Source organism: Bradyrhizobium sp. USDA 4504, assembly GCF_054063995.1.
In genome coordinates this window covers 1,162,539-1,188,079 of sequence record NZ_JBSSGV010000001.1, presented here as the reverse complement: position 1 = coordinate 1,188,079, position 25,541 = coordinate 1,162,539, and the positions used below count along the sequence as shown (strand labels likewise).

Annotated in this window: 19 protein-coding genes; 12 read left to right on the top strand and 7 right to left on the bottom strand. The window is 65.1% G+C overall.

Going from position 1 to position 25,541, the window contains the following annotated elements:
* Nucleotides 1–90: 90 nt before the first annotated feature.
* The 5 genes from ACVMB1_RS05075 to ACVMB1_RS05055 form a co-directional block, all read right to left on the bottom strand.
* Nucleotides 91–3,324 carry a bifunctional cytochrome P450/NADPH--P450 reductase gene (locus tag ACVMB1_RS05075; RefSeq protein WP_316398454.1) on the bottom strand — a complete coding sequence of 1,078 codons (3,234 nt, stop codon included), beginning with the start codon at nt 3,322–3,324 and terminating at the stop codon, nt 91–93.
* A 115-nt stretch (nt 3,325–3,439) separates the two neighbouring features.
* Nucleotides 3,440–4,435 (bottom strand): alpha/beta fold hydrolase, encoded by a 996-nt coding sequence (locus ACVMB1_RS05070; protein ID WP_316398453.1) that lies wholly within the window; start codon nt 4,433–4,435, stop codon nt 3,440–3,442.
* A gap of 12 nt (nt 4,436–4,447) precedes the next feature.
* Nucleotides 4,448–5,998, bottom strand: a complete 1,551-nt coding sequence (locus ACVMB1_RS05065) for a WS/DGAT/MGAT family O-acyltransferase (RefSeq protein WP_456814131.1) — start codon at nt 5,996–5,998, stop codon at nt 4,448–4,450.
* 59 nt (nt 5,999–6,057) lie between these two features.
* Entirely contained in the window at nt 6,058–6,849 is a 792-nt protein-coding gene (locus ACVMB1_RS05060) for an alpha/beta fold hydrolase (RefSeq protein ID WP_316398451.1), read from the bottom strand.
* Between the two features lie 8 nt (nt 6,850–6,857).
* A complete protein-coding gene (locus ACVMB1_RS05055) occupies nt 6,858–7,106 on the bottom strand; it encodes a DUF6489 family protein (protein ID WP_141340837.1) in 249 nt (82 codons plus the stop codon).
* A gap of 372 nt (nt 7,107–7,478) precedes the next feature.
* Here ACVMB1_RS05055 and ACVMB1_RS05050 point away from each other — a divergent pair, with 372 nt between their 5' ends.
* From ACVMB1_RS05050 to ACVMB1_RS04995, 12 genes are all read left to right on the top strand, one after another.
* Nucleotides 7,479–9,077 (top strand): ABC transporter substrate-binding protein, encoded by a 1,599-nt coding sequence (locus ACVMB1_RS05050; RefSeq protein WP_316398450.1) that lies wholly within the window; start codon nt 7,479–7,481, stop codon nt 9,075–9,077.
* A gap of 103 nt (nt 9,078–9,180) precedes the next feature.
* Entirely contained in the window at nt 9,181–10,161 is a 981-nt protein-coding gene (locus ACVMB1_RS05045; protein WP_028331828.1) for an ABC transporter permease, read from the top strand.
* 10 nt (nt 10,162–10,171) lie between these two features.
* Nucleotides 10,172–11,131, top strand: coding sequence for an ABC transporter permease (locus tag ACVMB1_RS05040; protein ID WP_456814130.1), 960 nt, complete (start codon nt 10,172–10,174; stop codon nt 11,129–11,131).
* Nucleotides 11,128–12,111 (top strand): ABC transporter ATP-binding protein, encoded by a 984-nt coding sequence (locus ACVMB1_RS05035; protein WP_057017611.1) that lies wholly within the window; start codon nt 11,128–11,130, stop codon nt 12,109–12,111. Before ACVMB1_RS05040 ends, ACVMB1_RS05035 begins: the two co-directional genes overlap by 4 nt.
* Nucleotides 12,108–13,100 (top strand): ABC transporter ATP-binding protein, encoded by a 993-nt coding sequence (locus ACVMB1_RS05030; RefSeq protein WP_229190406.1) that lies wholly within the window; start codon nt 12,108–12,110, stop codon nt 13,098–13,100. Before ACVMB1_RS05035 ends, ACVMB1_RS05030 begins: the two co-directional genes overlap by 4 nt.
* A 112-nt stretch (nt 13,101–13,212) precedes the next feature.
* Nucleotides 13,213–15,018: a gamma-glutamyltransferase family protein gene (locus tag ACVMB1_RS05025; protein WP_229190407.1), complete on the top strand. Its 1,806-nt coding sequence runs from the start codon at nt 13,213–13,215 to the stop codon at nt 15,016–15,018.
* A gap of 15 nt (nt 15,019–15,033) precedes the next feature.
* Entirely contained in the window at nt 15,034–15,744 is a 711-nt protein-coding gene (locus tag ACVMB1_RS05020; RefSeq protein ID WP_456814129.1) for a DUF1028 domain-containing protein, read from the top strand.
* Nucleotides 15,741–16,730, top strand: coding sequence for an ABC transporter ATP-binding protein (locus tag ACVMB1_RS05015; protein WP_456784278.1), 990 nt, complete (start codon nt 15,741–15,743; stop codon nt 16,728–16,730). Before ACVMB1_RS05020 ends, ACVMB1_RS05015 begins: the two co-directional genes overlap by 4 nt.
* Nucleotides 16,727–17,824 (top strand): ABC transporter ATP-binding protein, encoded by a 1,098-nt coding sequence (locus ACVMB1_RS05010; protein WP_456814128.1) that lies wholly within the window; start codon nt 16,727–16,729, stop codon nt 17,822–17,824. Before ACVMB1_RS05015 ends, ACVMB1_RS05010 begins: the two co-directional genes overlap by 4 nt.
* A 17-nt stretch (nt 17,825–17,841) precedes the next feature.
* A complete protein-coding gene (locus tag ACVMB1_RS05005) occupies nt 17,842–19,353 on the top strand; it encodes an ABC transporter substrate-binding protein (RefSeq protein WP_456814127.1) in 1,512 nt (503 codons plus the stop codon).
* A 31-nt stretch (nt 19,354–19,384) separates the two neighbouring features.
* The gene (locus ACVMB1_RS05000; protein ID WP_016842919.1) at nt 19,385–20,326 is read left to right on the top strand and encodes an ABC transporter permease; all 942 of its coding nucleotides are present in this window, start codon (nt 19,385–19,387) and stop codon (nt 20,324–20,326) included.
* A 4-nt stretch (nt 20,327–20,330) separates the two neighbouring features.
* Entirely contained in the window at nt 20,331–21,221 is an 891-nt protein-coding gene (locus ACVMB1_RS04995) for an ABC transporter permease (protein ID WP_456814126.1), read from the top strand.
* A gap of 274 nt (nt 21,222–21,495) precedes the next feature.
* Here ACVMB1_RS04995 and cnbZ read toward each other — a convergent pair whose 3' ends face one another.
* Together cnbZ and ACVMB1_RS04985 are read right to left on the bottom strand one after the other, a co-directional pair.
* Nucleotides 21,496–22,239 carry a 2-amino-5-chloromuconate deaminase CnbZ gene (gene cnbZ, locus ACVMB1_RS04990; RefSeq protein WP_057017604.1) on the bottom strand — a complete coding sequence of 248 codons (744 nt, stop codon included), beginning with the start codon at nt 22,237–22,239 and terminating at the stop codon, nt 21,496–21,498.
* A 132-nt stretch (nt 22,240–22,371) separates the two neighbouring features.
* Nucleotides 22,372–25,473, bottom strand: a complete 3,102-nt coding sequence (locus tag ACVMB1_RS04985) for a multidrug efflux RND transporter permease subunit (protein WP_253609674.1) — start codon at nt 25,471–25,473, stop codon at nt 22,372–22,374.
* Nucleotides 25,474–25,541 lie beyond the last annotated feature (68 nt).

The window sequence follows — 25,541 nt, the reverse complement described above, 5'->3', positions numbered from 1 at the left end:
ATGGAGCGAAGCGAAATCCGGGGTCTGCCCCGTCCGCATGAGACTGTCCCGGATTACGCTTCGCTTCATCCGGGCTACGAAGGCGTGAGCCTAGCCGCCTGTCCAGACGTCGAGCACGTAGCGGTTCCTGGTGCCCATTTCCTCGATCCAGCGCGCGGCGGCGTCGGTGTCGACACCGGTGCGCTCGCGATAGATCGAGATCAAGGTCGCCTTGACGTCGGGCTCCATCCTGCCGCCGTCGCCGCAGACATAGACGACCGCGCCCTTCTGGATCAGCTCCCAGACCCGGTCCTTGTGAGCGGCGACAAGGTGCTGCACATAGGTCTTCGGGCCATCGGCACGCGAGAAGGCGGTGTGGAGTTCACTGACGCCGTCGGCTGCGAACGCCTTCAGCTCATCCGCATAGATGAAGTCCTGCTCGGGGTGCCGGCAGCCGAAGAACAGCATCGCCGGCCCCAGCGTCGCGCCTTGCGCCTTGCGCGCGGCGCGCTCCTGCAGGAAGCCACGGAACGGTGCGAGCCCGGTGCCCGGCCCGATCATGATGATCGGCACGGCGTTGTCGTCCGGCAGGCGGAAGCCGGCCTTGGTCTCCTTGATGGTGGCGTGGACGGTGTCGCCGGCGCGGCGGCGCGCCAGATAGTTCGAGCAGACGCCCTTGTAGATGCCGTGGCCGGAACTTGCCGGCGCCTCCACCACGCCCACGGTGACGCTGCAGCGCTGCGCCTCGCCGGCCGGAGACGACGAGATCGAATAATAGCGCGGCGCCAGCAGCGACAGCATTTCGAGATAGAGGTGGAACGGCAGCTCGCAGGCCGGATATTCCTCGAGCAGGTCAAATACCGATTTGCGCTTCGCCAAGACGTCGGCGCGATAGCGCGCGGCCGAGGCATCGTCGTCCCCGACATAGGCCATCAGCTTCGGCTTGGTCACCGGGCAGCGAGTGTGCTCGGCCATGATCTGGATCTGCTTGCGGGTCGCGACCTGCTGCAGCTCGACGAACTCGGTGAGCAGCCGTCCGACCGACACGGCGTTGCCGACCGGCAGTTGCGCGCGGCGGCCTTCCGAGACCTGCAGACGGATCTGGTCGGCCGGCAGGAAGCCGAAGCGGCGCGCAACGGAATCGACCAATGTAGGATCGTTGCGCGGCACCACGCTGAGATGATCGCCGACGCGGTATTTCAGACTGGACGGCAGCTCGACCTCGATATGCCGGGTCGAACGCTCCGACGGATGAGCGCCTGCCTTGGTCTGCAGCTCGCTATTGGCGAGCACCTTCATCGGCACCGCGCCGCCCTGTGTCACGATGGTATTGACCGCACCCTGCGCCACCGGCTCGATCGCGTAGAGCGGTTCGTCCTCGGCGGTGCGGGTGAAATTCCAGTCGATGCCGAATTCCTTGGTCGCGACCTTGGCCGCCTCCGGGAACCATTTCTGGAACTGGCCGTCGAGATCGCTGCGCGCGTCGCCCTCGCCGCGCGGATAGACGGCGCGCGCGCCATGTTTGGTGAGCTGCTCGTCGATGAAGCGCGGCACCGACTGGTAGGTCGCCGCCCAATCGCTGTTGCCGCAGCCGAACACCGCGTAGCGGACCTTGGCGAAGGCATCCTTCGGCAGGTCGCTGTCGAGCCATTTGACGAACTGCGTCGCGTTGTCGGGCGCCGCGCCATTATAGGAGGCGCAGATGATCAGCACGCCGCCCTCCTCCGGCAGCTTGCCCACATAATCGTCCAGCGGACCCAGCCGCGTCGCGAAGCCGTTGATCTCCGACAGATCGGCCATGCGGGTCGCCAGTTCCTCGGCGGAGCCGAGATTGGAGCCGTAGAGCACCAGCATCGGCGTGTTGTGGCCGGGACGCGTGGTCGGCGCGCGCGGAGCCTTCGGCGCGGCCGCAACCGCGCCCGTGCTGCCGGCGAACGCGCCGCGGTCCTTGTCGTCGCGCGGCCGCACCTTGATCCTGAAGCCATCCGGCTTGACGGTCAGCGTCTCCTTCAGATGCATCTGGTAGCGATGCACGTCGATCAGCTTGAAGCGTTGCAGGATCATCCCGATCGCCAGCGCCGCCTCGTGCATGGCAAAGCCGCGGCCGATGCAGGCGCGCTGGCCGTTGCCGAACGGCTTCCAGGCATTGATCGGGCGCTTGGCCTCCGCCTCACGGCTGAAATTCTCGGGATCGAACACGTCGGGGTTCGGACCCCAGACGCTGGGATCGCGATGCAGCGCCATCACCAGGATGGTGATGAAGGTGTTCTTCTTCAGCTTGTACTTGCCGCCGATCATCTCATCGTTGAGCGGCGCGATGCCGTAGGCCGGCGCCGGCGGCCACAGCCGCAGCGCCTCCTTCAGGCATTGCGTGATGTAGGTGAGTTGGGTCACCTGCTGATAGGTCGGCCGCGCATTGACGTCGGGACCGAGGACGCGATCGACCTCCTCATAGGCCTTCTTCAGCACCTCCGGGTGCTTCAGCAGCGCGTAGATCGTGCACGACAACAGGCCGCTGGTGGTCTCGTGGCCGGCGATCAGGAAGGTGTTGATCTGGTAGCGGATGTTGACGTCGTCGAGCTGCTCGCCGGTGGCGCGGTCGACGCCGGTCATCATCGCCGCCAGCATGTCCTTCTTGTCGTCGGTCGCGGCGGTGCTGCCGCGCCGCTCGGCGATGATCTCGTCGACCATCTTGTTCATGAAGGCGACGTCGTCGGCCAGCGTCCTGCGCCGCTTCTGCATCCACAGACCCTCGAGCGGCAGGCCGCGGGTCATCATGATGGTTTCGAGCGAGCGCACCAGCGATTCCACGAACGGGTGGTAGTCGCGGCGGTAGAACGAGTTGAAGCGGTAGTCGAAGCCGCAGAGGCCGATGGTGTCGAGGGTGAGCGCCGTCATATCGTGGACGACCTCGATCTCCTCGTCGGCGTTGAGGCGCTCCCATTTCTTGACCAGCTGCTCGGCGATGTCGACCATGCTCGGGTGGTACGACTGCATGGCGCGGTTGCCGAACGGCTGCATCAGGATGTTGTGCGCCTTGCTCCAGTTCGGCTCCTTGGTGTCGGCGGTGAACAGGCCGTCGCCGCCGACCGCACGCACCCGGCGCAGCGAGCCGCGCACCGCCTTGTCGAAGCGCTTCTCGTCGGAGAGCTCGTCGACGAGATCGTGGCCGGACACGATCACGAGCGGCGCGCCCATCATGTCGAGCCAGAAGATCGGTCCGAGCTCCTTGGAGAGCTTGACGAGATGCTGCACCGGCGCGGTCGAGTCCAGCGACAGCATGTTGCCGACCACCGGCTTCGTCGGCGGATGCGGAATCGGACTCAGTCTGTTGCCGGACGCCATTTTCGAAGTGCCCCCTCTAACCTCAGTCATTCCGGGATGGTCCGAAGGACCAGACCCGGAATCTCGAGATTCCGGGTTCGATGCTGCGCATCGCCCCGGAATGACGACGCTGCCGTCAGCCAAACCGCTTTCTGCGCCATTCGATCAGCTTCGCGCTGACTTCGTCAGGCTTTTCCTGCTGCGTCCAATGGCCGCTGTCCTTGACCAGATACTTCTCGAGGTCCGGCACCAGCCGCTCCATGCCGTCGGCGGCCGAGGGCGGCAGCACCGCGTCGTTCTCGGCCATGATCATCAGCGACGGCACCCGGACGTGATGGTCCAGCCCGGCCGAGCGCTCCCAGTTGCGGGTGAAATTGCGATACCAGTTGATGCCGCCGGTGAAGCCGGTCTTGATGAAGGTGTCGACGAACACCTTTTTCTCGTCCGCGGACAGGATCGGCGTGCGCGGATCATGCTTGGCGTCGTAATTCGCGATCATCTGCGGAAACGCCAGGTTGAGCCGCGCCGAGGCGCCGACGCCGGCGATCGGCTGTTCGGGCGGCGCGTCCGCCGGACGCGGCACCGGCTTGCGCATGAAGGCGTCGAAGGTCTGCTCGACGCGGCTGCCGAAGATGCGGTCGGGCTCGCGCGCCGGATCCTGGAACTGGACGATGTACATGTGATCGCCGAAGCGCTGGCGGAACAGCGCGATCGGATCCATCGGCGCGCGGTCCCAATGCGGCGTGTTGACGCCGACGACGCCGGCGACCCGCTGATGATGCCTGAGCGGCATCTGCCAGACGACAAAGCCGCCCCAGTCGTGACCGACGAAGATCGCCTTGTCGATCTTGAGATGGTCGAGCAGGCCGACGAGGTCGCCGGTCAGGTGCTCCATGTCGTAGGCCTCGACCGGCTCCGGCCGGTCGGTCGCGCCATAGCCGCGCTGATCCGGCGCAATCACCCGGATGCCGGCCTCGCCCAGCGCCTTGATCTGGTGGCGCCAGGAGAACGCCAGTTCAGGCCAGCCGTGGCACAGCACCACCGGCGGCGTGTCGGTCTTGGGGCCTGCTTCATAAAACCCCATGCGGATGCCGTTCGTCTCGGCGAACTGCAGCGGTGGCATCTCAATCATCGACAGGGATCCTTATTCGGCTGCGCCCTTGATGTCCGCGGGCGGGGGAGCGAACGCCGCCTCGAGGACATCGAACTCGAGCGGCAGCATGTCGCACATCACCTGCACGTGGGGAATGATGTTGGCGCCCACGATGAAGCCGAAATCGAGCTGATCGCGGTAGCTCTGCACGGTGATGTTGAGCGCCACGCCGTGGGTCGAGATCGAAACCGGGAAGATGTGCAGCAGCTCGGCACCCGCCGCATACAGCGTCTGCCGCGGCCCCGGCACATTCGAGACCGTGATGTTGGTGGCCGGCGGCAGCACGTTGGAGAGGTCGGAGCGGCTGTAAAGCAGCGCCATGATCTGCACCAGGATCGGCGCGCCCAGCAACGAGATGTTGGTGACCTGCGGCACCAAAGCGCGCAGCGGATGCGACATCTCCTTGGACTTGGTCGACTGCGCGATGATGGTTTCGAGCCGCTTCCTTGGGTTTTCGATGTCGGTCGCGATCGAGCAGATCATGCCGAACACCTGGTTGTTGGATTCGGCGTTGCCCTCCTCGCGCAGCGAGATCGGAACGCCTGCCGTCAGCGACTTGTTCGGCAGCGCGCCCTGGCTGATCAGATAGCGCCGCACCACGCCGGAGGCGAGCGCCAGCACGACGTCGTTGAGCTTGCCGCCGGACGCCTTCGCCAGTGCCTTGGCACGCGACAGCGAGATCGAGGTGCCGGCAAAGCTGCGCTCGGACGAGATCGCCTTGTTGAGGATGGTCGGCGGCGAGGACATCGCCTGCAGGCTCTCGCGCGACCTCGGATCGGCGACCTTGGCGACGACGTCGGACAGGCTCTTCATGACCGTCGGCATGGAGCCGGCGAACTTCACCGCGCTCTCGATCTGAAACATGGCGTTGTCGAACAGGATCGAGCCGAGGTCGCTCTTGCCGGAACGCGGCAGCTCCAGGCTCTTCTGCGCGGCGGCGGCCGCCTCGAACGGCTGGGTCCAGAGTTGCTGATAGGCATCGATCAGATTGGCCGCGATGTCGCGCGGTTCCTGCGCGACCTTCTTCGCGCTCGGCGGCTCGATCTCGCGCGGCACCGGCGTCAGGTCGTAGATCATGCTGGTCAGCGCCGCGCCGGCGCCGCCGTCGATGCAGGCATGGTGCATCTTGGAATAGAGCCCGATCTCGTTGTCCTTCATGCCCTCGAAGACGTAGAACTCCCAGAGCGGGCGGGCGCGGTTCAACAGCTTGGCGTGCATCCAGCCGACGATACGCTCCAGCGTCGCGCGATCGCGCGGCGCCGGCAGGCTGGCGCGGAAGATGTGGCGGTCGATGTCGAACTGGTCGTCCTCGACCCAGGACGGATGATCGATGTCGAGCGGCGCCTTCTGCAGCCGCGCCTTGAGGATCGGCGCGATGTGCAGCCGCGAGGCGATCATCGCCTTGAACTCCTCGAAGAAGTCGCCCTTGTAGCCGTCGGGCAGGCGGAAGATCGCCATGCTGCCCACATGCATCGGCATTTCCGGCGTTTCCAGATAGAGAAACGATGCGTCCAGCGAGGACAGCTTCTTGGCGTCGCTCATGGTCTCCTCCCGAGAGCCTACTTACGCGGGCGCCTTGGGCGGCGCTTCTCGTCGTTTGGTCAGGATAGTGCCTGTTCTGCCGGCCCGTAGGCAATGGCAAAGGGGCCCGAGCGGTCAAAATGCCGGAATTCCCCTTCCGGCTGGGCCAGCCGGTCCGCAATTGCCCACAGCGCCGCGGGATTGACGCCGAGGCCGATATGGCTGGCGAAATGCACCTCGATGTTCTCGGCGGTGGCCGACGGCCGCACGCGCGAGGTCCGCCAGTTCACGATGCCATCGGTGCGGGAATAGATCGAGGTTGTCGGCACCGGCATGTCGCCGGCGATCGCGGCGCGGATCTCAGGGATGTCACCCACAGCTTCGCCGGACAAGAGCTCATAGAGCCGCGTCGCATTGGTGGCGCGGATGTCGTCGGCGAACGGGCTGCCCAGCGTCATGATGGAGCGCACCAGCTCCGGCATCTGCGACGCCAGGTCGCGCGCATAGACGCCGCCGAGGCTCCAGCCGATGATCGAGACCTTCCGCCCGGTCGCCTCATGGACCCGCTTCAGCAGGTCGCGCAGCGCAGCCCGCCTGCTGGAAATCCCGCCGAAATTGCGGCCCATGTTCCAGGCATAGGCATCGTAGCCGAGCTCCTTGAGATAGCGCCGCATCGGCGCCATCGAAAGGTCGCTGGCAAGGAAGCCCGGCAGCGCCAGCACCGGATGACCATCGCCCTTCGGCGCCTGCATCAGGAGGGGTGACAGCAGCAGGCTCGAATTGAGTTCGAGCACGCCGCGCGCCTCCGCCAGCATCAGGAACAGGCTCGGCGGGCGCAACCGGCGTTCGGTCCCATCAACGCTCCTGTCCATGTCGGTCACTATTTCTTCTTGCTCGTGCCGCCGAAGCCGGCCATCGCCACGAACATGTCCTGGAAGCGTTCGGCGAGCTTGGGATCGAAGGTGAACCAGCTCTGCATCAGCGATTCCGGTGAGATCTTGTCGATGTTCGACGTCATCTGCTGCTGCAGCTTGTCCATCACCGCCGCCTGCATCGGCCCCACATCGGGCAGGCCGAAGAATTGCCGCGCTTCGAGGGGCGTACAATCTATCTCGACGTTGACTTTCATATCCGCCTCCTCAAATGCGCCTTGGCCCGCCACAGTATCGCCGGGACGGGGCGAGTTGCGCAAGCGAGCCGTACCTGCCCCGGGGGGCAGTCGGCCTCAATCATCCGTTATGGTCAACCAAACCGTTTGGAGCGGTTGCTCGAGGCGCGCCGGTGATCATTCCCGTGACCGACAAGCGGCACTCCGAAAGTCGAATGTCACGCGTTCGCGCCTACAGCCTACTCTCCAAGCCGGTTCATTGCGCTGCACCCGCGCGGATGGGTTAACCCTTTGGCAAATCGCGCTTGCGCGGCCGGTAAACTCTGGCAACATGGATCAATAATACCAGCCGGACAAAGCAGCCGGCGGACAAAAACGGGGACGCGGGATTACATGTCGGGACGTTGGAGTTTGTTTGCGGCCACTGTCGCCGCACTCGTCGCCTTTGCTTTGCCGGCATCGGCCCAAACGTTGAAGTATGCGAACCAGGGCGAGTTGAAGTCGCTGGATCCCTACACGCTGAAGGAAACCACGACGATCGCGCACCACGCCCACGTCTACGAAGGCCTCACCGCGCGCGACAAGGACCTCAAGATCATTCCGGCCCTGGCGGAAAGCTGGGAGACGCTGAGCCCGACCAAATGGCGCTTCCATCTGCGCAAGGGCGTGAAATTCCACAATGGCGATCCCTTCACCGCCGACGACGTGCTGTTCTCGGCCGAGCGCGTCCGCGCCAAGGGCTCCAACTTCCTCAGCAACGTCCCGGCCGACGCCAAGTTCAGCAAGGTCGACGACTACACCGTCGACGTGACGCTGGACTCGCCCAATCCCATTCTGATCTCACAATGGGATAGCTGGTACATCATGGACAAGAAGTGGTGCGAGGAGAACAACTCGGTCGCACCGACGCCGGCCTCCGCAACCACGCCGAGCTACGCGGCGCTGCACGAGAACGGCACCGGCCCCTTCACGATCGAGAGCCACCAGCCCGGCGTGAAGACCGTGTTCAAGGCGTTTGCCGGCTATTGGCGCAAGCCCGAGCATAATCTCAAGGAGATCATCTTCACCCCGATCGGCTCCGACGCCACCCGCGTTGCCGCGCTGCTCTCGGGCGAAGTCGACGTGATCGAACCGGTTCCGCTCCAGGACATCCAGCGCGTCAATTCCAGCGGCGTCGCCACCGTCATGACCGCGCCGGAGATTCGCACCATCTTCATCGGCATGGATACGGCGCGGGACGAGCTGCTGTATTCCAACGTCAAGGGCAAGAATCCGTTCAAGGACATCCGCGTCCGCGAAGGCTTCTACAAGACGATCGACGTCGATCTGATCAAGACCCGCGTCATGCGCGGCATGTCGACCCCTTCGACGTTGATGATCGCCCCCGAGCTTTATCCGCTGTCGAAGGAATTCACCCGGCCGAAGCTCGATCCTGATGGTGCCAAGAAGCTGCTGGCCGACGCCGGCTATCCGAACGGCTTCGAAGTCACGATGGACTGCCCGAACGACCGCTATGTCAACGACGCCGCGATCTGCCAGGCGGTGGTCGGCATGCTGGCCCGCATCGGCGTCAAGGTGAACCTGCTGGCGCAGCCGAAGGCGCAGTATTTTGCCAAGGTGCTGAAGCCCGGCGGCTACCAGACCTCGTTCTTCATGCTGGGCTGGACGCCCGCGACGTCCGACTCGCACAACGTGCTGCACGACATCCTCGGCTGCCGCGACGATCCGAAGGATGCCACAAGGGGTGAGGCCAATCTCGGTGGCTATTGCAACAAGGAAGTCGACGCGCTCACCGACAAGGTGCTGATCGAGGGCGACACTGCCAAGCGCGACCAGTTGATCAAGCAGGCCTACGACATCGTCATCAAGGATTACGGCTACATTCCGCTGCATCAGCAACCGCTGGTGTGGGGCGTGTCGAAAAAGGTCAAATTGACCCAGCGCGCGGACAACCAGGTGCTGCTCTACTGGGCGACCAAGCAGGGTGAATAGTGGCTTTGGCGAATTGGGTCCCGGAAGCGCAGGCTTCCGGGACCTCGCGTTTTCCGGCCGCGCAAAGCCGCGCGCCGAATGTCAAAGGCAGTGAAAGGTAGAGATGCTGGCTTTCACTCTTCGCCGCTTCCTGCAGGCGATCGGCGTGATGCTCGCCGTGGGCGTGATCGCGTTCGCGATGTTCCGTTTCGCCGGCGACCCGGTGAACCAGATCGTCTCGATCGACACCTCGGCCGCGCAGCGCGCCGAAATCCGGCACTCGCTCGGCCTTGACGATCCCGTGCTGGTGCAGTTCGGCCGCTACTTCATCAATGCGCTGCAGTTCAAGTTCGGCGTGTCCTACCAGTTCCGCCTGCCGGTCTCCTCGCTGCTGGCGGAGCGGCTGCCGGCGACGCTGGAGCTTTCGATCTGCGCCACGCTGTTCGCGATGGTGGCCGGCATCCTGATGGGGGTCTATTCGGCGCTGCGCCGCGACACCGTGCTTGCCAAATTATTCCAGGCGGTATCGCTGATCGGCATTTCGCTGCCGACCTTCCTGATCGGCATCCTCCTGATCTATCTGTTCGCGGTGACGCTGGGCTGGCTGCCCTCCTTCGGCCGCGGCGAGGTGGTGAAGCTCGGCTGGTGGACCACCGGACTGCTGACCGTCTCGGGCCTGAAGGCGCTGATCATGCCGGCGATCACGCTCGGGTTGTTCCAGATGACCCTGATCATGCGGCTGGTGCGCGCCGAAATGCTGGAAGTGTTGCGGACCGACTATATCCGCTTCGCCCGCGCCCGCGGGCTGACCACGCGCGCAATCCATTTCGGCCATGCGCTGAAGAACACCCTGGTTCCCGTGATTACGGTGGCCGGCCTGCAGTTTGGCTCGGTTATTGCTTTCTCGATCATCACCGAAACCGTGTTCCAATGGCCGGGCATGGGACTTCTGTTCGTGCAGGCCGTGCAGAATGTCGATATCCCGATCATGGCCGCATATCTGTTGATGGTCTCGCTGATCTTCGTCACCATCAATCTCGTGGTCGACATCCTCTACACCGTGGTCGATCCGCGCTTGCGCTCGACCGTCGGCCGCGCGGCGTGAGGGCTGACCGATGTCCGATGCCGTCGTCCCCCATCGTTCCCAAGGCCACCAGGCCCCTGCCGGCTGGTTCAGGCGCGCGCTCGACAGCGACATCTTCTATTCGTTCCGTCGCTCCAGGCTGACGATGGTCGCCGCCGTGATCACGCTGCTGTTCTTTCTGCTCGCAATCTTCGCGTCGTGGCTCGCGGTGCAGAACCCGTTCGATCCGGCGCAACTGCAGCTGATCAACTCGCGGATCGCGCCGCTGTGGACCACCGACGGCCAAAGCCCGTTCCTGCTCGGCACCGACGAGCAGGGCCGTGACGTGCTCTCGGCGATCCTCTACGGCCTGCGCATCTCGCTTGCGGTCGGCCTGGCCGGCGTGGTCTTCGCCGGCGCGCTCGGCATCGCCCTCGGGCTGATCGCAGGTTATTTCGGCGGCGTGGTGGACACCGTGATCATGCGGATCGCCGACGTACAGCTCACCTTCCCCGCGATCCTGATCGCGCTGCTGGTCAACGGCGTCGCCAAATCGGTGCTCGGCAACCGGCTCGACGAGATGAGCACGCTCGGCGTCCTGATCATCGCGATCGGCCTCAGTTTCTGGGTGCAATATGCCCGCACCGTGCGCGGTTCGGTGATGGTCGAGAAGAACAAGGATTACGTGGCCGCGGCGCAGCTGATCGGCCTGCCGGCGCCGAAGATCATGCTGCGGCACGTGCTGCCCAACACGATGGGCCCGATCCTCGTCATCGCCACCATCAACCTCGCGCTCGCGATCATCACCGAGGCGACGCTGTCGTTCCTTGGCGCCGGCATGCCCGACACCATGCCCTCGCTCGGCACCCTGATCCGGATCGGCAACAACTATCTGTTCGCCGGCGAATGGTGGATCGTCGCCTTCCCCGGCATTGCGCTGGCCGGCCTGATCCTCTCCATCAACCTGCTCGGCGACTGGCTGCGCGACGCCCTCAATCCGAAGCTCCGATGACCAAGCCTGTTCTTTCCGTGCGCAATCTCGAGGTGGAATTCGTCACCCGCCGTGCGACCTTGCGCGCCATCAACGGCGTGTCGTTCGACATCGCCAAGGGCGAGGTGCTCGGCGTGGTCGGCGAGTCCGGCGCCGGCAAATCGGTCACCGGCCTTGCCGTGATCGGGCTCATCGATCCGCCCGGCCGCATCTCCGGCGGCGAGATCGAACTGTCGGGCACGCGGATCGACCATCTTCCGCTGGAGGAGATCCGCCGCATCAGGGGCAAGCGGATCGGCATGATCTTCCAGGATCCGCTGACCAGCCTCAATCCGCTCTACCGGATCGGCGAGCAGATCATCGAGACCATTCGCACCCACAGCAATCTGAGCGAGAGCGCCGCGCGCAGGCGCGCCATCGATCTGTTGGCCGAAGTGGGCATTCCAGCGCCGGAGAAGCGCATCGACGGCTACCCGCACGAATTCTCCGGCGGCATGCGCCAGCGCGTCGTCATCGCGCTTGCGATCTGCGCCGAGCCCGAACTGATCATCGCCGACGAGCCGACCACCGCGCTCGACGTCTCCGTGCAGGCGCAGATCATCGCGCTGATCAAGCGCCTCGGCCGCGACCACGGCACCGCGGTGATGCTGGTGACCCACGACATGGGCGTGATCGCCGAAACCTGTGACCGCGTTGCGGTGATGTATTCCGGCCGCATCGCCGAGATCGGCCCGGTGCAGGAGGTGGTGCGCAATCCGCTGCATCCCTACGCCAGGGGCCTGATGGGCGCGATCCCGACGCTTGCCGGCGAGGACAAGCGCCTGGTGCAGATCCCCGGCTCGATGCCGCGGCTGTCGGCGATCCCGCCGGGCTGCCCGTTCAATCCGCGCTGCGCGTTTGCCTTCGATCGCTGCCACGTCGATCGCCCCGAGCCGATCCGGCAGGGCACGCAGTTCGTTGCCTGTCATCTGTTCGAGCCGACGAAGGAGACGGCGGCATGAGCGGAACATTGATCGAGGTCAGGAACCTGCGCCGCGTCTTCGACGTCTCCAAGCCGTGGCTCAACCGCGTGATCGAGGGCGGCCATCTCGAATTCCTGAAAGCCGTCGACGGCGTCTCCTTCGACATCAAGCGCGGCGAGACCTTCGCGCTGGTCGGCGAATCCGGTTCCGGCAAGACGACCGTCGCCCGCATGGTGGTCGGCCTGCTGCCGCCGAGTTCAGGCGAGGTCGTCATCGACGGCGTCTCGATGACCGATCCGCGGCAGGGCCAGGCACGCCGCCGGCTGCGCCGGCGCATCCAGATGGTTTTCCAGGATCCCTATGCGAGCCTCAATCCGCGCTACCGGGTCGCCGCCATCGTCGCCGAGCCGATCCGCGCTTTCGACCTGATCCAGGGCGAGCGCGACGTCAAGGCCCGGGTCGGCGAATTGCTCTCGCTGGTCGGCCTGCACCCCGACGACGGCCAAAAATTCCCGCACGAATTTTCCGGCGGCCAGCGCCAGCGCATCGCGATCGCCCGCGCGCTGGCATCCGAGGCCGAGTTCATCGTCTGCGATGAGCCGACCTCGGCGCTCGACGTCTCCGTGCAGGCGCAGATCCTCAACCTGATGCGCGACCTGCAAGACAAATTCGGCCTCACCTATCTCTTCATCAGCCACAATCTCGCAGTGGTCCGCCACATGGCGAGCCGGATCGGCGTGATGTATCTTGGCCGCATCGTCGAGATCGCCGAGGGTCGAGAATTGTTCGAGAACCCGCGGATGCCCTACACGAAGATGCTGCTCGGCGCGGTTCCGGACCTTGCGATGTCCGGCCGCCAGCGAATTCCGGTGAAGGGCGAGATTCCGAATCCGATCGATCCGCCGTCAGGCTGCTCGTTCAATCCGCGCTGCCCCATCGCCTTCGATCTCTGCCGCCAGAAGACACCGGAACTGATCGACGGCGTTGCCTGCCATGCCGTCAACAGTCCCGCAGCCGTTCCGGCTTGATCACGCGGATGGGAGCGGCCATGTCCACCAAGCGGTTGGCATACCAGCCGGCCTGTGATCAAGTGCGCCCGCCGAGAAGGCCCAACAACAAACCGACGAACGGTCAATCGCCATGAGCAACATCAACCCCGATCCGTTCACAACGCGGCCCGAGATCGAAGGCACCTTCGGCGTCGTCACCTCGACGCACTGGATCGCCACCGCGGTCGGCATGGCAGCGCTGGAGAAAGGCGGCAACGCCTTTGACGCCGGAGTGGCCACCGCCTTCACGCTACAGGTGGTCGAGCCGCATCTGAACGGCCCCGGCGGCGACGTTCCGATCATCGTGCACGACGTCAAGCGCGGCAAAAGCGAAGTGATCTGCGGCCAGGGCCCGGCGCCGGCGAAGGCAACCATCGCGCATTATCGCAGCGAGGGCCTCGAGATGGTGCCCGGCACCGGCCTGCTTGCGGCCTGCGTGCCCGGCACATTCGAATCCTGGATGCTGCTGCTGCGCGACTACGGCACCATGAAGCTGCGCGACGTGCTGGAGCCCGCGATCGCCTACGCACGCGACGGCTATCCGTTGGTCGAGCGTGCGTCGGCCACCATCAAGACCGTCGAGCAGCTGTTCCGGAAATACTGGACCACATCGGCCGACGTCTATTTGCCTGGTGGCGAGGTGCCGAAGCCCGGCACCATCTTCACCAACAAGAAGCTCGCGGAGACGTACGCACGCATCCTGACCGAGGCGGAGAGCGCCGGCGGCGATCGCGTCGCGCAGATCGAGCGCGCGCGGCAGGCCTGGTCGAAGGGCTTCGTGGCCGAAGCGATCGACAAGTTCTGCCGCACCCAGGAGGTGATGGACGTTTCCGGCTCGCCGCATCGCGGCGTGCTGTCGGCCGACGACATGGCGCGCTGGCAGCCGACCATCGAGGCGCCGCTCACCTATGATTACGGCCGCTACACCGTGCAGAAGGCCGGAGTCTGGAGCCAGGGTCCGGTGATGCTGCAGCAGCTCGCGCTGCTGAAGGGTTTCGAGCTCGACGGGCTCGATCCCGCAGGCCCCGACTTCATCCATCTGCAGATCGAAGCCGCCAAGCTCGCCTATGCCGATCGCGAGACGTTCTACGGCGACCCGAAATTCACCGACATCCCGATCGAAACGCTGCTCTCCGACGCCTATAACAACGAACGGCGCAAGCTGATCTCAAAAGACAAGGCGTCGCTCGACTTCCGCCCCGGCTCGGTCGAGGGCTTCGGCGGCGTCGTGAAGTTGCGACACGCCGAAGGGCATCGTGAAGCGGTCGGCGCCATGGGCGCGGGCGAGCCGACCGTCGGCCGGTTCGGCGAAGTGCGCGGCGACACCGTGCATTTCGACATCATCGACAAGGCCGGCAACATGATCTCGGCGACGCCGTCCGGCGGCTGGCTGCAGTCCTCGCCGGTGATTCCCGAGATCGGTTTCTGCCTCGGCAGCCGCGCCCAGATGTTCTGGCTCGAGGAGAACCACCCTGCCTCGCTCGCGCCGGGCAAGCGGCCGCGCACCACACTCTCACCGACCATGGCGCTGCGCGACGGCGAACCGTATCTCTCCTGGGGCTCGCCGGGCGGCGATCAGCAGGACCAGTGGATCACGCAGTTCTTCCTGCGTCATGTGCACGCCAGGCTCAATCTGCAGGAGGCGATCGACGCGCCGGCCTGGCACTCCGAGCATTTCCCGATCTCGTTCTGGCCGCGCACCTCGCGGCCCGGCGTCCTGGTGCTGGAAAACCGCGTGCCGAAATCGACCATCGACGAATTGAAACGCCGCGGCCATGTGGTCGAGATTGGTCCCGATTGGTCGGAAGGCCGCCTCACCGCGGCCTCGAAGGTCGGTGCCCGCCGCCGCGCCGCCGCCAATCCGCGCGGTATGCAGGGTTACGCCGCAGGCCGCTAGACACGAAGGTTTGAGATGACCTGGTCGATCATCGCCCGTGACAGCGCCAATGGCCAGCTCGGCATCGCCGTCGCGACGCGGTTCTTCGCGGTCGGCGCGCTGGTGCCGCACATCGCACCCGCAATCGGCGCGGTGGCGACGCAGGCGCTGGTCAATCCTTATTACGGCATCGACGGCCTCGCGCTGTTACGCAGCGGCGACAGCCCGCATGAGGTGATCGCGGCGCTGATTGCGCCCGACAGCGGCCGCGAAAGCCGGCAGCTCCACGTCATGGACGTCAGGGGCCGCATCGCGGCGCATTCCGGCAAGGACTGCATCGACTGGTTCGGCCATATCGCCGGCGACGGGTTCTCGATCGCCGGCAACATGCTGGCCGGCCCCGCGGTGCTCGACGAGACCGCGCGCGTTTATGCCGAGAACGAGAAGCTGCCGTTCGCGGAGCGGCTGATCAAGGCGATGTTCGCCGGCGAAGCGGCCGGCGGCGACAAGCGCGGCAAGCAATCGGCGGCGCTTCTGATCCACGGCGCGGAGGAATGGCCATTGCTCGACCTGCGCGTCGACGACCACGCCGATCCCCTGCGCGAGCTGGAGCGGCTGGAGGCCGTCAGCCGCGAGCACTGGGCGCCATTCCGGAGCTTCATGCCGACCCGCGACAACCCGGCCGGAACCAGCGATCGCGCCACCATCGACGCCGGCATCGCGGCGGCAACCACGAGCCGTAAATGACAGCAGGCCCGCTGATCGAGATCGAAGGCCTGCGCGTCACCTTCCAGGGCGATGACGGCCGCACCACGCATGCCGTCGACAGCGTCGATCTCTCCGTCGCCAAGGGCGCCACGCTCGGACTGGTCGGCGAGTCCGGCTGCGGCAAGAGCGTGACCTCGCTCGCGATCATGGGGCTGTTGCCGAAGCAATCCGCCGCGGTGTCCGGCGCGATCCGCTTCGACGGCTTCGACCTGCTCGAGGTGCCGGACGAGACGTTGCGCGACCTGCGCGGCGATCGCCTCGCGATGATCTTCCAGGAGCCGATGACCTCGCTCAATCCGAGCTTTACCATCGGCGACCAGATTACGGAGACGATTCTGCGCCATCGCGGCGGCTCCCGCCGCACGGCGCGCGAACGCACCATCGAGCTGCTGCGCCGCGTGCATATTCCCTCGCCCGAGAAACGCATCGACGAGTTTCCGCACAAGCTGTCCGGCGGCATGCGCCAGCGCGTGATGATCGCGATGGCGCTGGCTTGCGACCCGCAGCTTCTGATCGCCGACGAGCCGACCACCGCACTCGACGTCACCTTGCAGGCGCAGATCCTCGATCTGATGCGGGAGCTGAAGGCCGCGAGCGGCGCCGCGATCATCCTGATCACCCATGATCTCGGCGTCGTCGCCGAAGTCTGCGACGAGGTCGCGGTGATGTATGCCGGCGAAATCGTCGAGCGCGCGCCGGTCGACGAGCTGTTCGCCAATCCGCAGCATCCCTACACGGTCGGCCTGCTCGGCTCGATCCCGCGGCTCGACCGCCGCACCAGCCATCTCGCCACCATCGAGGGCATGGTGCCGAACATGGCGAACCCGCCCGCCGGCTGCCGCTTCGCCGCGCGCTGTCCGTTCGTCGAGGATGCCTGCACCAAATCGCCGCCGCCGCTCGCGCTGCTGAGCCCGACCCACGCCTCGCGCTGCATCCGCGCGCCGCTGGAGCGGCTGGTGTCATGACGGCGCTGCTCGAGGTCGAAGGGCTGGTGAAGCATTTCGTCGCCGAACGCTCGCTGTTCGGCCGGCCGACCGCCCATGTGAAGGCGGTCGACGGCGTCAGCTTCACGGTCGAGGCCGGCAAAACGCTGGCGCTGGTCGGCGAATCCGGCTGCGGCAAATCCACCGTCAGTCGGCTGGTGCTGCGGCTGATCGAGCCGGATGCCGGACGGATCCGCTTCGAGGGCCGCGACCTCGGCACGCTCAATGCCGAGCAGCTCCGCGCCTTCCGCCGCGACGCGCAGCTGATCTTCCAGGACCCCTACGCCTCGCTCAACCCGCGCATGACGGTGAGCCAGATCCTGACCGAGCCACTGGCGCTGCACAATCTCGTCCCGGCCGCGGACCGCCGCGCGCGGGTCGAGGACCTGCTGCGTCTGGTCGGGCTCGAGCCGCGCTTTGCGCGGCGCTATCCGCACGAATTCTCCGGCGGCCAGCGCCAGCGCATCGCGATTGCCCGCGCGCTCGCGGTCGAGCCGAAGCTGATCATCTGCGACGAGCCGGTGTCGGCGCTCGACGTCTCGATCCGTTCCCAGATCCTGAATTTGCTGCGCGACCTGCAGGATCGCCTGAAGCTCGCCTACATCTTCGTCTCGCACGATCTCGCCGTAGTGAAGCACATCGCCGATCGCGTCGCCGTGATGAATCTCGGCACCATCGTCGAGACCGCGGATGCCCAAGCGCTGTTCGCCGCGCCGCGCCATCCCTATAGCCGCGCGCTGCTGTCGGCGATCCCGGTGCCGAAGCCGCGTGCGAAGCGCAGCCGCATCGTGCTGGAGGGCGAACTGCCGAGCGCGCTCAATCCGCCCTCCGGCTGCCGCTTCCATACCCGCTGTCCCTATGTGATCGCGCGCTGCCGCAGCGAGGTTCCGCAATTGCGCGAAGATGGCACCGGTTATGCATCGGCCTGTCACCGGACGGGCGAGCTGCCCGGCGCGGAGGCGATCGTGCCCTCCGATGGCGGGTTCTCGCCGACACTGGAAAAGCTGGTGGCGGCGTTCAATGCGGCGGAAGCCTCGGCGCAGCCCGGGGTTATTTCACAGGGAACAGAGGCGTAGGGAATAAGGGGTTGGCGATGAGATTTTGGCGCTTGGCAGTCCTGATGGCGGCCCTCGTGACCTGGTGCGGAACGAGTGCGCGTGCCGAGACGACACTTCGCATCGGGCTCGCCGAGGACCCCGACATCCTCGATCCTTCAATCGGACGCACCTATGTCGGCCGCATCGTCTTTTCAGCCTTCTGCGACAAGCTGTTTGACATTGACGAGAAGCTGAACATCGTTCCGCAGCTCGCGCTGTCCTACGAGAACTCGGCCGACGGCAAGGAGATGACGATCAAGCTCCGGCCGGGCGTCAAGTTCCACGACGGTGAGCCGTTCGACGCCGAAGCCGCCAAATTCTCGCTGGAGCGCCATCTGACGCTGCCGACCTCGTTTCGCAAACCGGAATTGGCTGCGCTCGACCACGTCGACGTCGTTGATCCCCTGACCATCAAGCTGGTGCTCAAGACGCCCTACTCGCCGCTGATCGCCCAGTTGACCGACCGCGCCGGCATGATGGTTTCGCCGAAGGCGGTGAAGGAAGCGGGTGACAAATTCGGACTGCATCCAGTCTGCGCCGGACCCTACAAGTTCGTCGAACGCGTGCAGCAGGACCGCATGGTGTTCGAGAAATTCGGGGATTACTGGAACAAGGACAACGTCTTCATCGATCGCATCGTGTTCCTTCCTATCGTCGATGCCACGGTGCGGCTCGCCAATCTGAAATCCGGCGGGCTCGATCTGATCGAGCGCGTGCTCGCCACCGATATCAAGGACGTCCGAGGTGACAAGCGGCTCGTGCTGTCGACCGCACCTGAACTCGGCTACCTCGGCCTCACCATCAACGTCGGCAACGACAAGAACAAGGGGCCGCTCAGCCAGTCGGAAAAGGTGCGCCAGGCGCTCGATCTGTCGATCGACCGCGAGGCGCTCAACCAGGTCGTCTTCAACGGCGAGTTCACGCCGGGCAATCAGTGGGTCAGCCCGACACACCCTTACTATCAGAAGGCGTTTCCGGTTCGGGGACGCGACATTGCCAAGGCCAAGGCGCTGCTGAAGGAGGCCGGTGTCACGCTGCCCGTCGCCATCGACTACATGGTCCCCAAAGGCGCCGAGAACGAAGCCGTAGCCCAGGTCGTGCAGTCGATGGCGGCCGAAGCCGGCTTTGACATCAAGATCCGCGTGGTCGAATTCGCGACGACTTTCAAGCAGGCCCAGGCCGGCGAATTTCAGGTGTTTCAGATCAACTGGAGCGGCCGGATCGATCCCGACGGCAATTCCTATGTCTTCCTGCACACCAAGGCGCCGCAGAACGATGGCGGCTATTCTAACGCGGAAGCCGACAAGCTGATGGAAGATGCACGGCTGATCAACGATCCCGCCCAGCGCAAGGCAATCTACGAGAAGATGACCAGGATCGTGCTCAATGACGAGCCGATCATCTATCTCTATCACCGCACACTCCTGATCGCGCATTCCACAAAAGTCGCGGGTTACCGGCAGATGCCGGACGGATTGGTGCGCGTGGTCGGGCTGAAATTGAAATGATCGCCACAGCGCAGGACACGCGGGGCCGACAATGCTGAACTTCCTCGCCAAGCGGCTGGTTCAGCTGGTCCCGACGCTGTTCTTCGTCTCGCTCCTGATCTTCTCGCTGCAACATTTGCTGCCCGGCGATCCGGCACTCGTCATGGCCGGCGAGGAGCGCGATCCGGCCGTCATCGAACAGATCCGCCAGCAATACCATTTAGATCAACCGATCCCGGTGCAATACGCCTATTGGGTCAAGGGCGTGCTCACGGGCGACCTCGGCGAGTCACTGCGCAACAAGATGCCGGTGTCGAGCCTGATCGCGCAGAAGCTGCCGGTTACGATGCAAATCGCCGGCATGGCGATCGTGGTCGCCTTCCTGATCGGCATTCCCGCCGGCATCATCTCGGCGGTGAAAATCGGCACCGCGTGGGACTATGGCGCCAATTTGTTCGCGCTGTGGGGTATCTCGACGCCGAATTTCTGGCTCGGCATCATGCTGATCTTCCTGTTCTCCGTCGAACTTGGCTGGCTGCCGGCCTCCGGCTACGTGCCGCTCAGCGAAAACTGGCGCGCGAGCCTCGCCGCATCGGTCATGCCGGCCTTCGTGCTCGGCAATGCGATCGCGGCGATCCTGATGCGGCATACGCGAAGCGCGATGCTGCAGGTGCTGGAGAGCGACTATGTCCGCACCGCGCGCGCCAAGGGCCTGTCCGAGCGCACCGTGATCCTCAAGCATGCGATGCGCAACGCGCTGACGCCGATCATCACGCTCGGCGCGCTCGAGCTCGGCACGCTGCTGTCGGGCGCGGTGCTCACTGAGCAGATCTTCTCGATCCCGGGCTTCGGCAAGCTGATCGTCGATGCCGTGTTCAACCGCGACTATGCGGTCGTGCAGGGCGTGGTGCTGACAACGGCGACGATCTACATCACGCTCAATCTGATCGCCGACATCGCCTACATTCTCGTCAACCCGCGGCTGAGGGGCTGATCGGATGACCGACGCTGCACTCAGCCCCCTCGCTCCGCTTGCCGCCGCCGAAACGCTCGAGAGCCCGGCGCGGCGCGCCTGGCGGCGGCTGATCCGGCGCAAGGGTGCCGTGCTCGGGCTCACCGTGATCGCGCTCTTCATCCTGCTCGCCGTGTTCGCGCCGTTGATCGTGCCCTATGATCCGGTCGCGACGAGCTGGTCGCTGGTACGCAAGGCGCCGTCGGCGCAGCACTGGTTCGGCACCGACGAGCTCGGCCGCGACGTGTTCGCCCGCGTCGTGTTCGGCGCCCGCGCCTCGCTGCTTGCCGGCGTCATCTCGGTCGGCATCGCGCTTGCGGTCGGCGTGCCGCTCGGCCTCTTCGCCGGCTATCGCGGCGGCTTCATCGACGCGCTGATCAGCCGCATCACCGATGCCATGCTGGCCTGCCCGTTCCTGATCCTGGCGATCGCGCTCGCAGCGTTCCTCGGCCCGAGTCTTAGCAATGCCATGATCGCGATCGGCGTCTCGGCGACCCCGATCTTCATCCGCCTGACCCGCGGCCAGGTGATGAGCGTCAAGGTCGAGGATTATGTCGAGGCGGCGCGCGCGATGGGCAATCCGCGCTGGCGCATCGCGCTGGTCCACATCCTGCCCAACATCCTGCCGGCGCTGCTGGTGCAGGCGACGCTGTCGATCGCGGCCGCGATCATCGCCGAGGCCGCGCTGTCGTTCCTCGGCCTCGGCCAGCAGCCGCCGGCGCCGTCCTGGGGCAGCATGCTCAACGCCGCGCAACGCTTCCTGACCAGCGCGCCATGGATGGCAGTCTGGCCTGGGCTTGCGATCTTCCTGGTCGTGTTGTCGTTCAATCTGGTCGGCGACGGCCTGCGCGACGCGCTCGATCCGAAGGCGCGGTAGTGGATTCGTGCCACAGCGAGCGCCTATGCTCTTTCCGTCACCCCCGCGCAACGGCTTCGCCATTGTCGCTGGAGGAGCGCGCATCTTGCGCGCGTCGCGAAGGGTCGACGGCCACCGACCGGGCCGTTCATCCTTCGAGACGCGCCACGCGCTCCTCAGGATGACGGGACACCAAGTTCTCGTCATTGCGAGCGAAGCGAAGCAATCCACCATCACCGCGCATGCGGAGCTATGGATTGCTTCGTCGCTTCGCTCCTCGCAATGACGGCGGAAGCTAAATCACCACTTCCCTGAGCACCCTGCGGCAATCCATCTCGTATTCGAGATCGACCACCGGCGGGCGGCAGAAGTGCCAGGTCAGGCCGGAGCGGGTGGCGCCGCGGCGGACCAGCTCGTCGACGAGCACCGGATGGATGTCGTGCACGGTGTAGGCCTGCACCGCCGTCGTCTCCTGCCAGCCGAAGCTGAACTCGGCGAGACGGCGTTCCATCTCGCCGGCGGTGAAGCGGACCTTCTCCCGCCACGCGCCGGGACTGAGATCGCGATAGCAGACGATGCGGTCGGGATAGCTGGCGGTGCCGCCGCGCGCCTCCGCACCGCCGGCGATCACGAAGGATGGCGACGTCGTCGTGCTCGGCCGCGTGAACGAGAACGCATGGAACGACGGCTCGGCCGGCGGATCGATCTCGGGACAGACGTTGCTGCGCGCCACCGGATTTATGGTGCCGTCGAACAGGCCCCATTCGGCGAGCGTCTTGACGTAGTGCTGGTTGAAGGCGCGGAAGCCGTCCTCGGTGAAGGCGGCCGGCGAACGCAATTCGCAGGCGCAGAACGCGGTCAGCGGCCGGCCGGCGTCGCGGATGTAGGCCGCGATCCGCGCAAAACCTTCCGCGAGCGGCAGCAGGCGATCGAAGCGCACCCGTTCGATCTCATAGCCCGCGTTCGCCTGCGCGCCGCTTGAATATTGGAACACGGCCGGAATGAACCGGTAATTGCCCGCCGCAAACTCGCTCGCCATGCCTGTTTCCTCCGGATTTCCTTGAGGCGAGTATTTTCTGCCCGCCGTCGGCAAAGGCTATCACGAGACAAAGAAAAGGCGGCAGTGGCTTTCGCCAGTGCCGCCTTCCCTGCGAGCATGAGCTTGGAGGGCTCAGGTCGGTTTCAGCGCGCCGCCGCGACGGTCGAGCTCGTAGTCGGCGATCTGCTTGGCGCGATCGGAATGGGCAGCGGCCTGGTGGTCGGTCGCGATCACCGTGTAGACCATTGGCAGCACGAACAGCGTGAACAGCGTGCCGATCGTCATACCGGCGACGACCACAAGCCCGATCGAGAAGCGGCTGGCAGCGCCGGCGCCCGAGGCCGTGAGCAGCGGCAGCAGGCCGGTGACCATGGCCGCCGTCGTCATCAGGATCGGACGCAGGCGGATCCGGGCGGCCATCTCGATCGCCGCGCGGCGGTCCAGTCCCTCGTTGAGCTGCAACTCGTTGGCGAACTCCACCATCAGGATGCCGTGCTTGGTGATCAATCCGACCAGCGTCAGCAGGCCCACCTGGGTGTAGATGTTCATGGTGGCGACGCCGAAGAACAGCGGGATGAGGGCGCCGACGATCGCCATCGGCACCGAGATCATGATCACGAACGGATCGCGCAGGCTCTCGAACTGCGCCGCCAGCACCAGGAAGATGATGATGATGGCGAACGCGAAGGTGACCAGCAGCTGGTTGCCTTCGTGGACGTATTGCCGGGAGTCGGCCAGGAAGTCGTAGCTGAAGCCGGACGGCAGCTTCTTGGCTTCACCCTGCAGGAACTCCACCGCCTGGCCCATCGAGACGCCGGGCATCGGCACCGCCTGGAAGGTCGACGAGTTGAGCTGGTTGTAGTGGGTCAGCGCGTTCGGATCGACGCCGGTCTCGACCGAAACCACGGTGGACAGCCGCACCAGCTGCCCGGTCGCGGTCGGGACGTAGTAATCGTTGAACGCCTCAGGCGCGAGCCGGCTGGCGCGCGGCACCTGCGGAATCACCTGGTAGGAGCGTCCTTCCAGATTGAAGCGATTGACATAGTTGCCGCCGAGCAGCGTCGCCAGGGCGCCACCGATCGACTGCATGGTGATGCCGAGGTCGCTCGCCTTGGAGCGGTCGACCTTCACCCGGACCACCGGTTGGTTGAAGTCGAGGTCGCTGTCGGTGACGATGAACAGGCCGCTCTTGCGCGCCGCATCCTTCAACTTGCTCATCTGGTCGAACACCTGCTGGAATCCGGCCGTCGAAGAGATCACCATCTGAACCGGCAGACCACCGGGGCCGCCAGGCAGCGGCGGCAGGCTGAACGCGAACGCACTGATGCCCTCGATCTTGGACAGCTCGGCCTGAACCAGCGGCTGCAGCGCCTGCGCGCTGCGCTTGCGCTCATCCCACGGCTTGAGCAGCATGCCCGCGAAGCCGCCCTGCGGACCGGTGATGCCGTTCAGGATGAACCGCAGATCGGTCTCGGGAAACTTCTGGAACTCCTTGTCCATCTTGTCGCCGTAGAAATCGATGTAGTCGATGTTGGCGTATTTCGGCGCCTTGGTCACCGCAAACACGATGCCCTGGTCCTCCTGCGGCGCCAGCTCCTTCTGGATGTGCATATAGAGGAAGCCGACCAGACCGAGGATGGTCACGGCGAACAGCGCCGTGATCGGGCGGTAGTCGAGCGAACGGTCGAGCTGACGGCCATAGGCCCGCGTCAACGCGCCGAACACGCGATTGACCACCTTGGCGAAACGCCCCTCCTCCGCGCTCTTGAGGAACACCGAGCACATCATCGGCGACAGCGTCAGCGCGATCACGCCCGACACGATCACCGAGCCCGCCAGCGTGAAGGCGAATTCGCGGAACAGCGTGCCGGTCACGCCGCCGAGGAAGCCGATCGGCGCGTACACCGCCGCCAGCGTGATCGTCATGGAGATGACGGGACCGACGATCTCGCGGGCACCCTTTAGCGATGCCTGCACCGGTGGCAGGCCCTCCTCGAGATGTCGATGGATGTTCTCCACGACCACGATCGCGTCGTCGACCACGAGGCCGATCGCCAGCACCATCGCCAGCAGCGTCAGCAGGTTGAAGCTGAAGCCGGCGGCCAGCATCAGGATGCAGACGCCGATCAGCGACAGCGGGATGGTGACGACGGGAATGATCACCGACCGCAGCGAGGCCAGGAACAGGAAGATAACGACGACGACGATCAGGACCGCTTCGGTGAGCGTCTTCTCGACCTCATCGATCGACGATTGAATGAACTTGGTGGAATCGTAGGCCACCTTCATCTTCATCGACGGCGGCAGGTTGCGCTCGAGGTCGGGGAACAGCGCGCGCACGCCCTTCACCAGGGTCAGCGGGTTGCCCTGCGGCGTCGCCTTGATGCCGATGAAGATCGCATGCTCGCCGTTGAAGGCGACGCTGGCGTCCGTGCTCTGCGCCGCGAGCTCCACCGTCGCGATGTCCTCGATGCGCACGAAGCCGCCGTCCTTCGCCTTCACGATCATCCGCTTGAACTGGTCGATGTTCTGAAGGTCGGTATTGGCCGAGACGTTGGAGACGATGAAGAAGCCCTTGGTCTGGCCGGCGGCCGCCTGGAAGTTGTTGGCGGCGATCGCGGCGGCGACGTCGTTGGGCGATACGCCGCGTCCGGCCATGCGGGTCGGATCGAGCCAGACGCGCATCGCGAAGGTCTGGCCGCCGAGGATGTCGGCCGAGGCGACGCCATCGACCGTCGAGAGCACCGGCTGCACGACGCGGGTCAGATAGTCGGAGATCGACGATCCGGTCAGCTCCTCGCTGGAGAAGCCGAGATACATCACGGCGATGGTGTCACCGGTCGCCTTGGTCACGACGGGATCGAAGGCTTCCTTCGGGATCAGGTATTTGACCGAGTTGACCTTGGCGAGCACCTCGGTGAGCGCTTGGTTCGGATCGTGATTGAGCTTGACGTAGACCTGAATCGTCGAGGTGCCGAGCACCGAGTTCGACGTCATGTAGTCGACGCCTTCGGCCGACGCGACGGCCTGCTCGATCGGCGTAGTGATGAAGCCGTTGATTAGCTCGGGCGACGCACCGGGATATGACGTGGTGATCGTCACGACGGTGTTCGAAAGATTCGGATATTGCCGGATCGGCAAAACCATCGCCGCGCGCAGGCCGATCAGCAGGATCAGCAGACTGACGACGACCGACAGCACCGGGCGCTTGATGAAAATATCAGTGAAGGCCATCGCCAACTCGATTCGTGTTCTGCCGGCTTGCGGCAAGATGTGGCGGAGGGCCGATGGCCCTCCGAGTT

What these genes read in the sequence shown, in the direction of transcription:
- ACVMB1_RS05040 (WP_456814130.1), top strand. Translation starts at nt 10,172, where the DNA reads ATGTCCGATGCCGTCGTCCCCCATCGTTCCCAAGGCCACCAGGCCCCT.
- ACVMB1_RS05075 (WP_316398454.1), bottom strand. Translation starts at nt 3,324, where the DNA reads ATGGCGTCCGGCAACAGACTGAGTCCGATTCCGCATCCGCCGACGAAG.
- ACVMB1_RS05045 (WP_028331828.1), top strand. Translation starts at nt 9,181, where the DNA reads ATGCTGGCTTTCACTCTTCGCCGCTTCCTGCAGGCGATCGGCGTGATG.
- ACVMB1_RS05005 (WP_456814127.1), top strand. Translation starts at nt 17,842, where the DNA reads ATGAGATTTTGGCGCTTGGCAGTCCTGATGGCGGCCCTCGTGACCTGG.
- ACVMB1_RS04985 (WP_253609674.1), bottom strand. Translation starts at nt 25,473, where the DNA reads ATGGCCTTCACTGATATTTTCATCAAGCGCCCGGTGCTGTCGGTCGTC.
- ACVMB1_RS05060 (WP_316398451.1), bottom strand. Translation starts at nt 6,849, where the DNA reads ATGGACAGGAGCGTTGATGGGACCGAACGCCGGTTGCGCCCGCCGAGC.
- ACVMB1_RS05055 (WP_141340837.1), bottom strand. Translation starts at nt 7,106, where the DNA reads ATGAAAGTCAACGTCGAGATAGATTGTACGCCCCTCGAAGCGCGGCAA.
- ACVMB1_RS05025 (WP_229190407.1), top strand. Translation starts at nt 13,213, where the DNA reads ATGAGCAACATCAACCCCGATCCGTTCACAACGCGGCCCGAGATCGAA.
- ACVMB1_RS05015 (WP_456784278.1), top strand. Translation starts at nt 15,741, where the DNA reads ATGACAGCAGGCCCGCTGATCGAGATCGAAGGCCTGCGCGTCACCTTC.
- cnbZ (WP_057017604.1), bottom strand. Translation starts at nt 22,239, where the DNA reads ATGGCGAGCGAGTTTGCGGCGGGCAATTACCGGTTCATTCCGGCCGTG.
- ACVMB1_RS05010 (WP_456814128.1), top strand. Translation starts at nt 16,727, where the DNA reads ATGACGGCGCTGCTCGAGGTCGAAGGGCTGGTGAAGCATTTCGTCGCC.
- ACVMB1_RS05000 (WP_016842919.1), top strand. Translation starts at nt 19,385, where the DNA reads ATGCTGAACTTCCTCGCCAAGCGGCTGGTTCAGCTGGTCCCGACGCTG.
- ACVMB1_RS05020 (WP_456814129.1), top strand. Translation starts at nt 15,034, where the DNA reads ATGACCTGGTCGATCATCGCCCGTGACAGCGCCAATGGCCAGCTCGGC.
- ACVMB1_RS05050 (WP_316398450.1), top strand. Translation starts at nt 7,479, where the DNA reads ATGTCGGGACGTTGGAGTTTGTTTGCGGCCACTGTCGCCGCACTCGTC.
- ACVMB1_RS05035 (WP_057017611.1), top strand. Translation starts at nt 11,128, where the DNA reads ATGACCAAGCCTGTTCTTTCCGTGCGCAATCTCGAGGTGGAATTCGTC.
- ACVMB1_RS05065 (WP_456814131.1), bottom strand. Translation starts at nt 5,998, where the DNA reads ATGAGCGACGCCAAGAAGCTGTCCTCGCTGGACGCATCGTTTCTCTAT.
- ACVMB1_RS04995 (WP_456814126.1), top strand. Translation starts at nt 20,331, where the DNA reads ATGACCGACGCTGCACTCAGCCCCCTCGCTCCGCTTGCCGCCGCCGAA.
- ACVMB1_RS05030 (WP_229190406.1), top strand. Translation starts at nt 12,108, where the DNA reads ATGAGCGGAACATTGATCGAGGTCAGGAACCTGCGCCGCGTCTTCGAC.
- ACVMB1_RS05070 (WP_316398453.1), bottom strand. Translation starts at nt 4,435, where the DNA reads ATGATTGAGATGCCACCGCTGCAGTTCGCCGAGACGAACGGCATCCGC.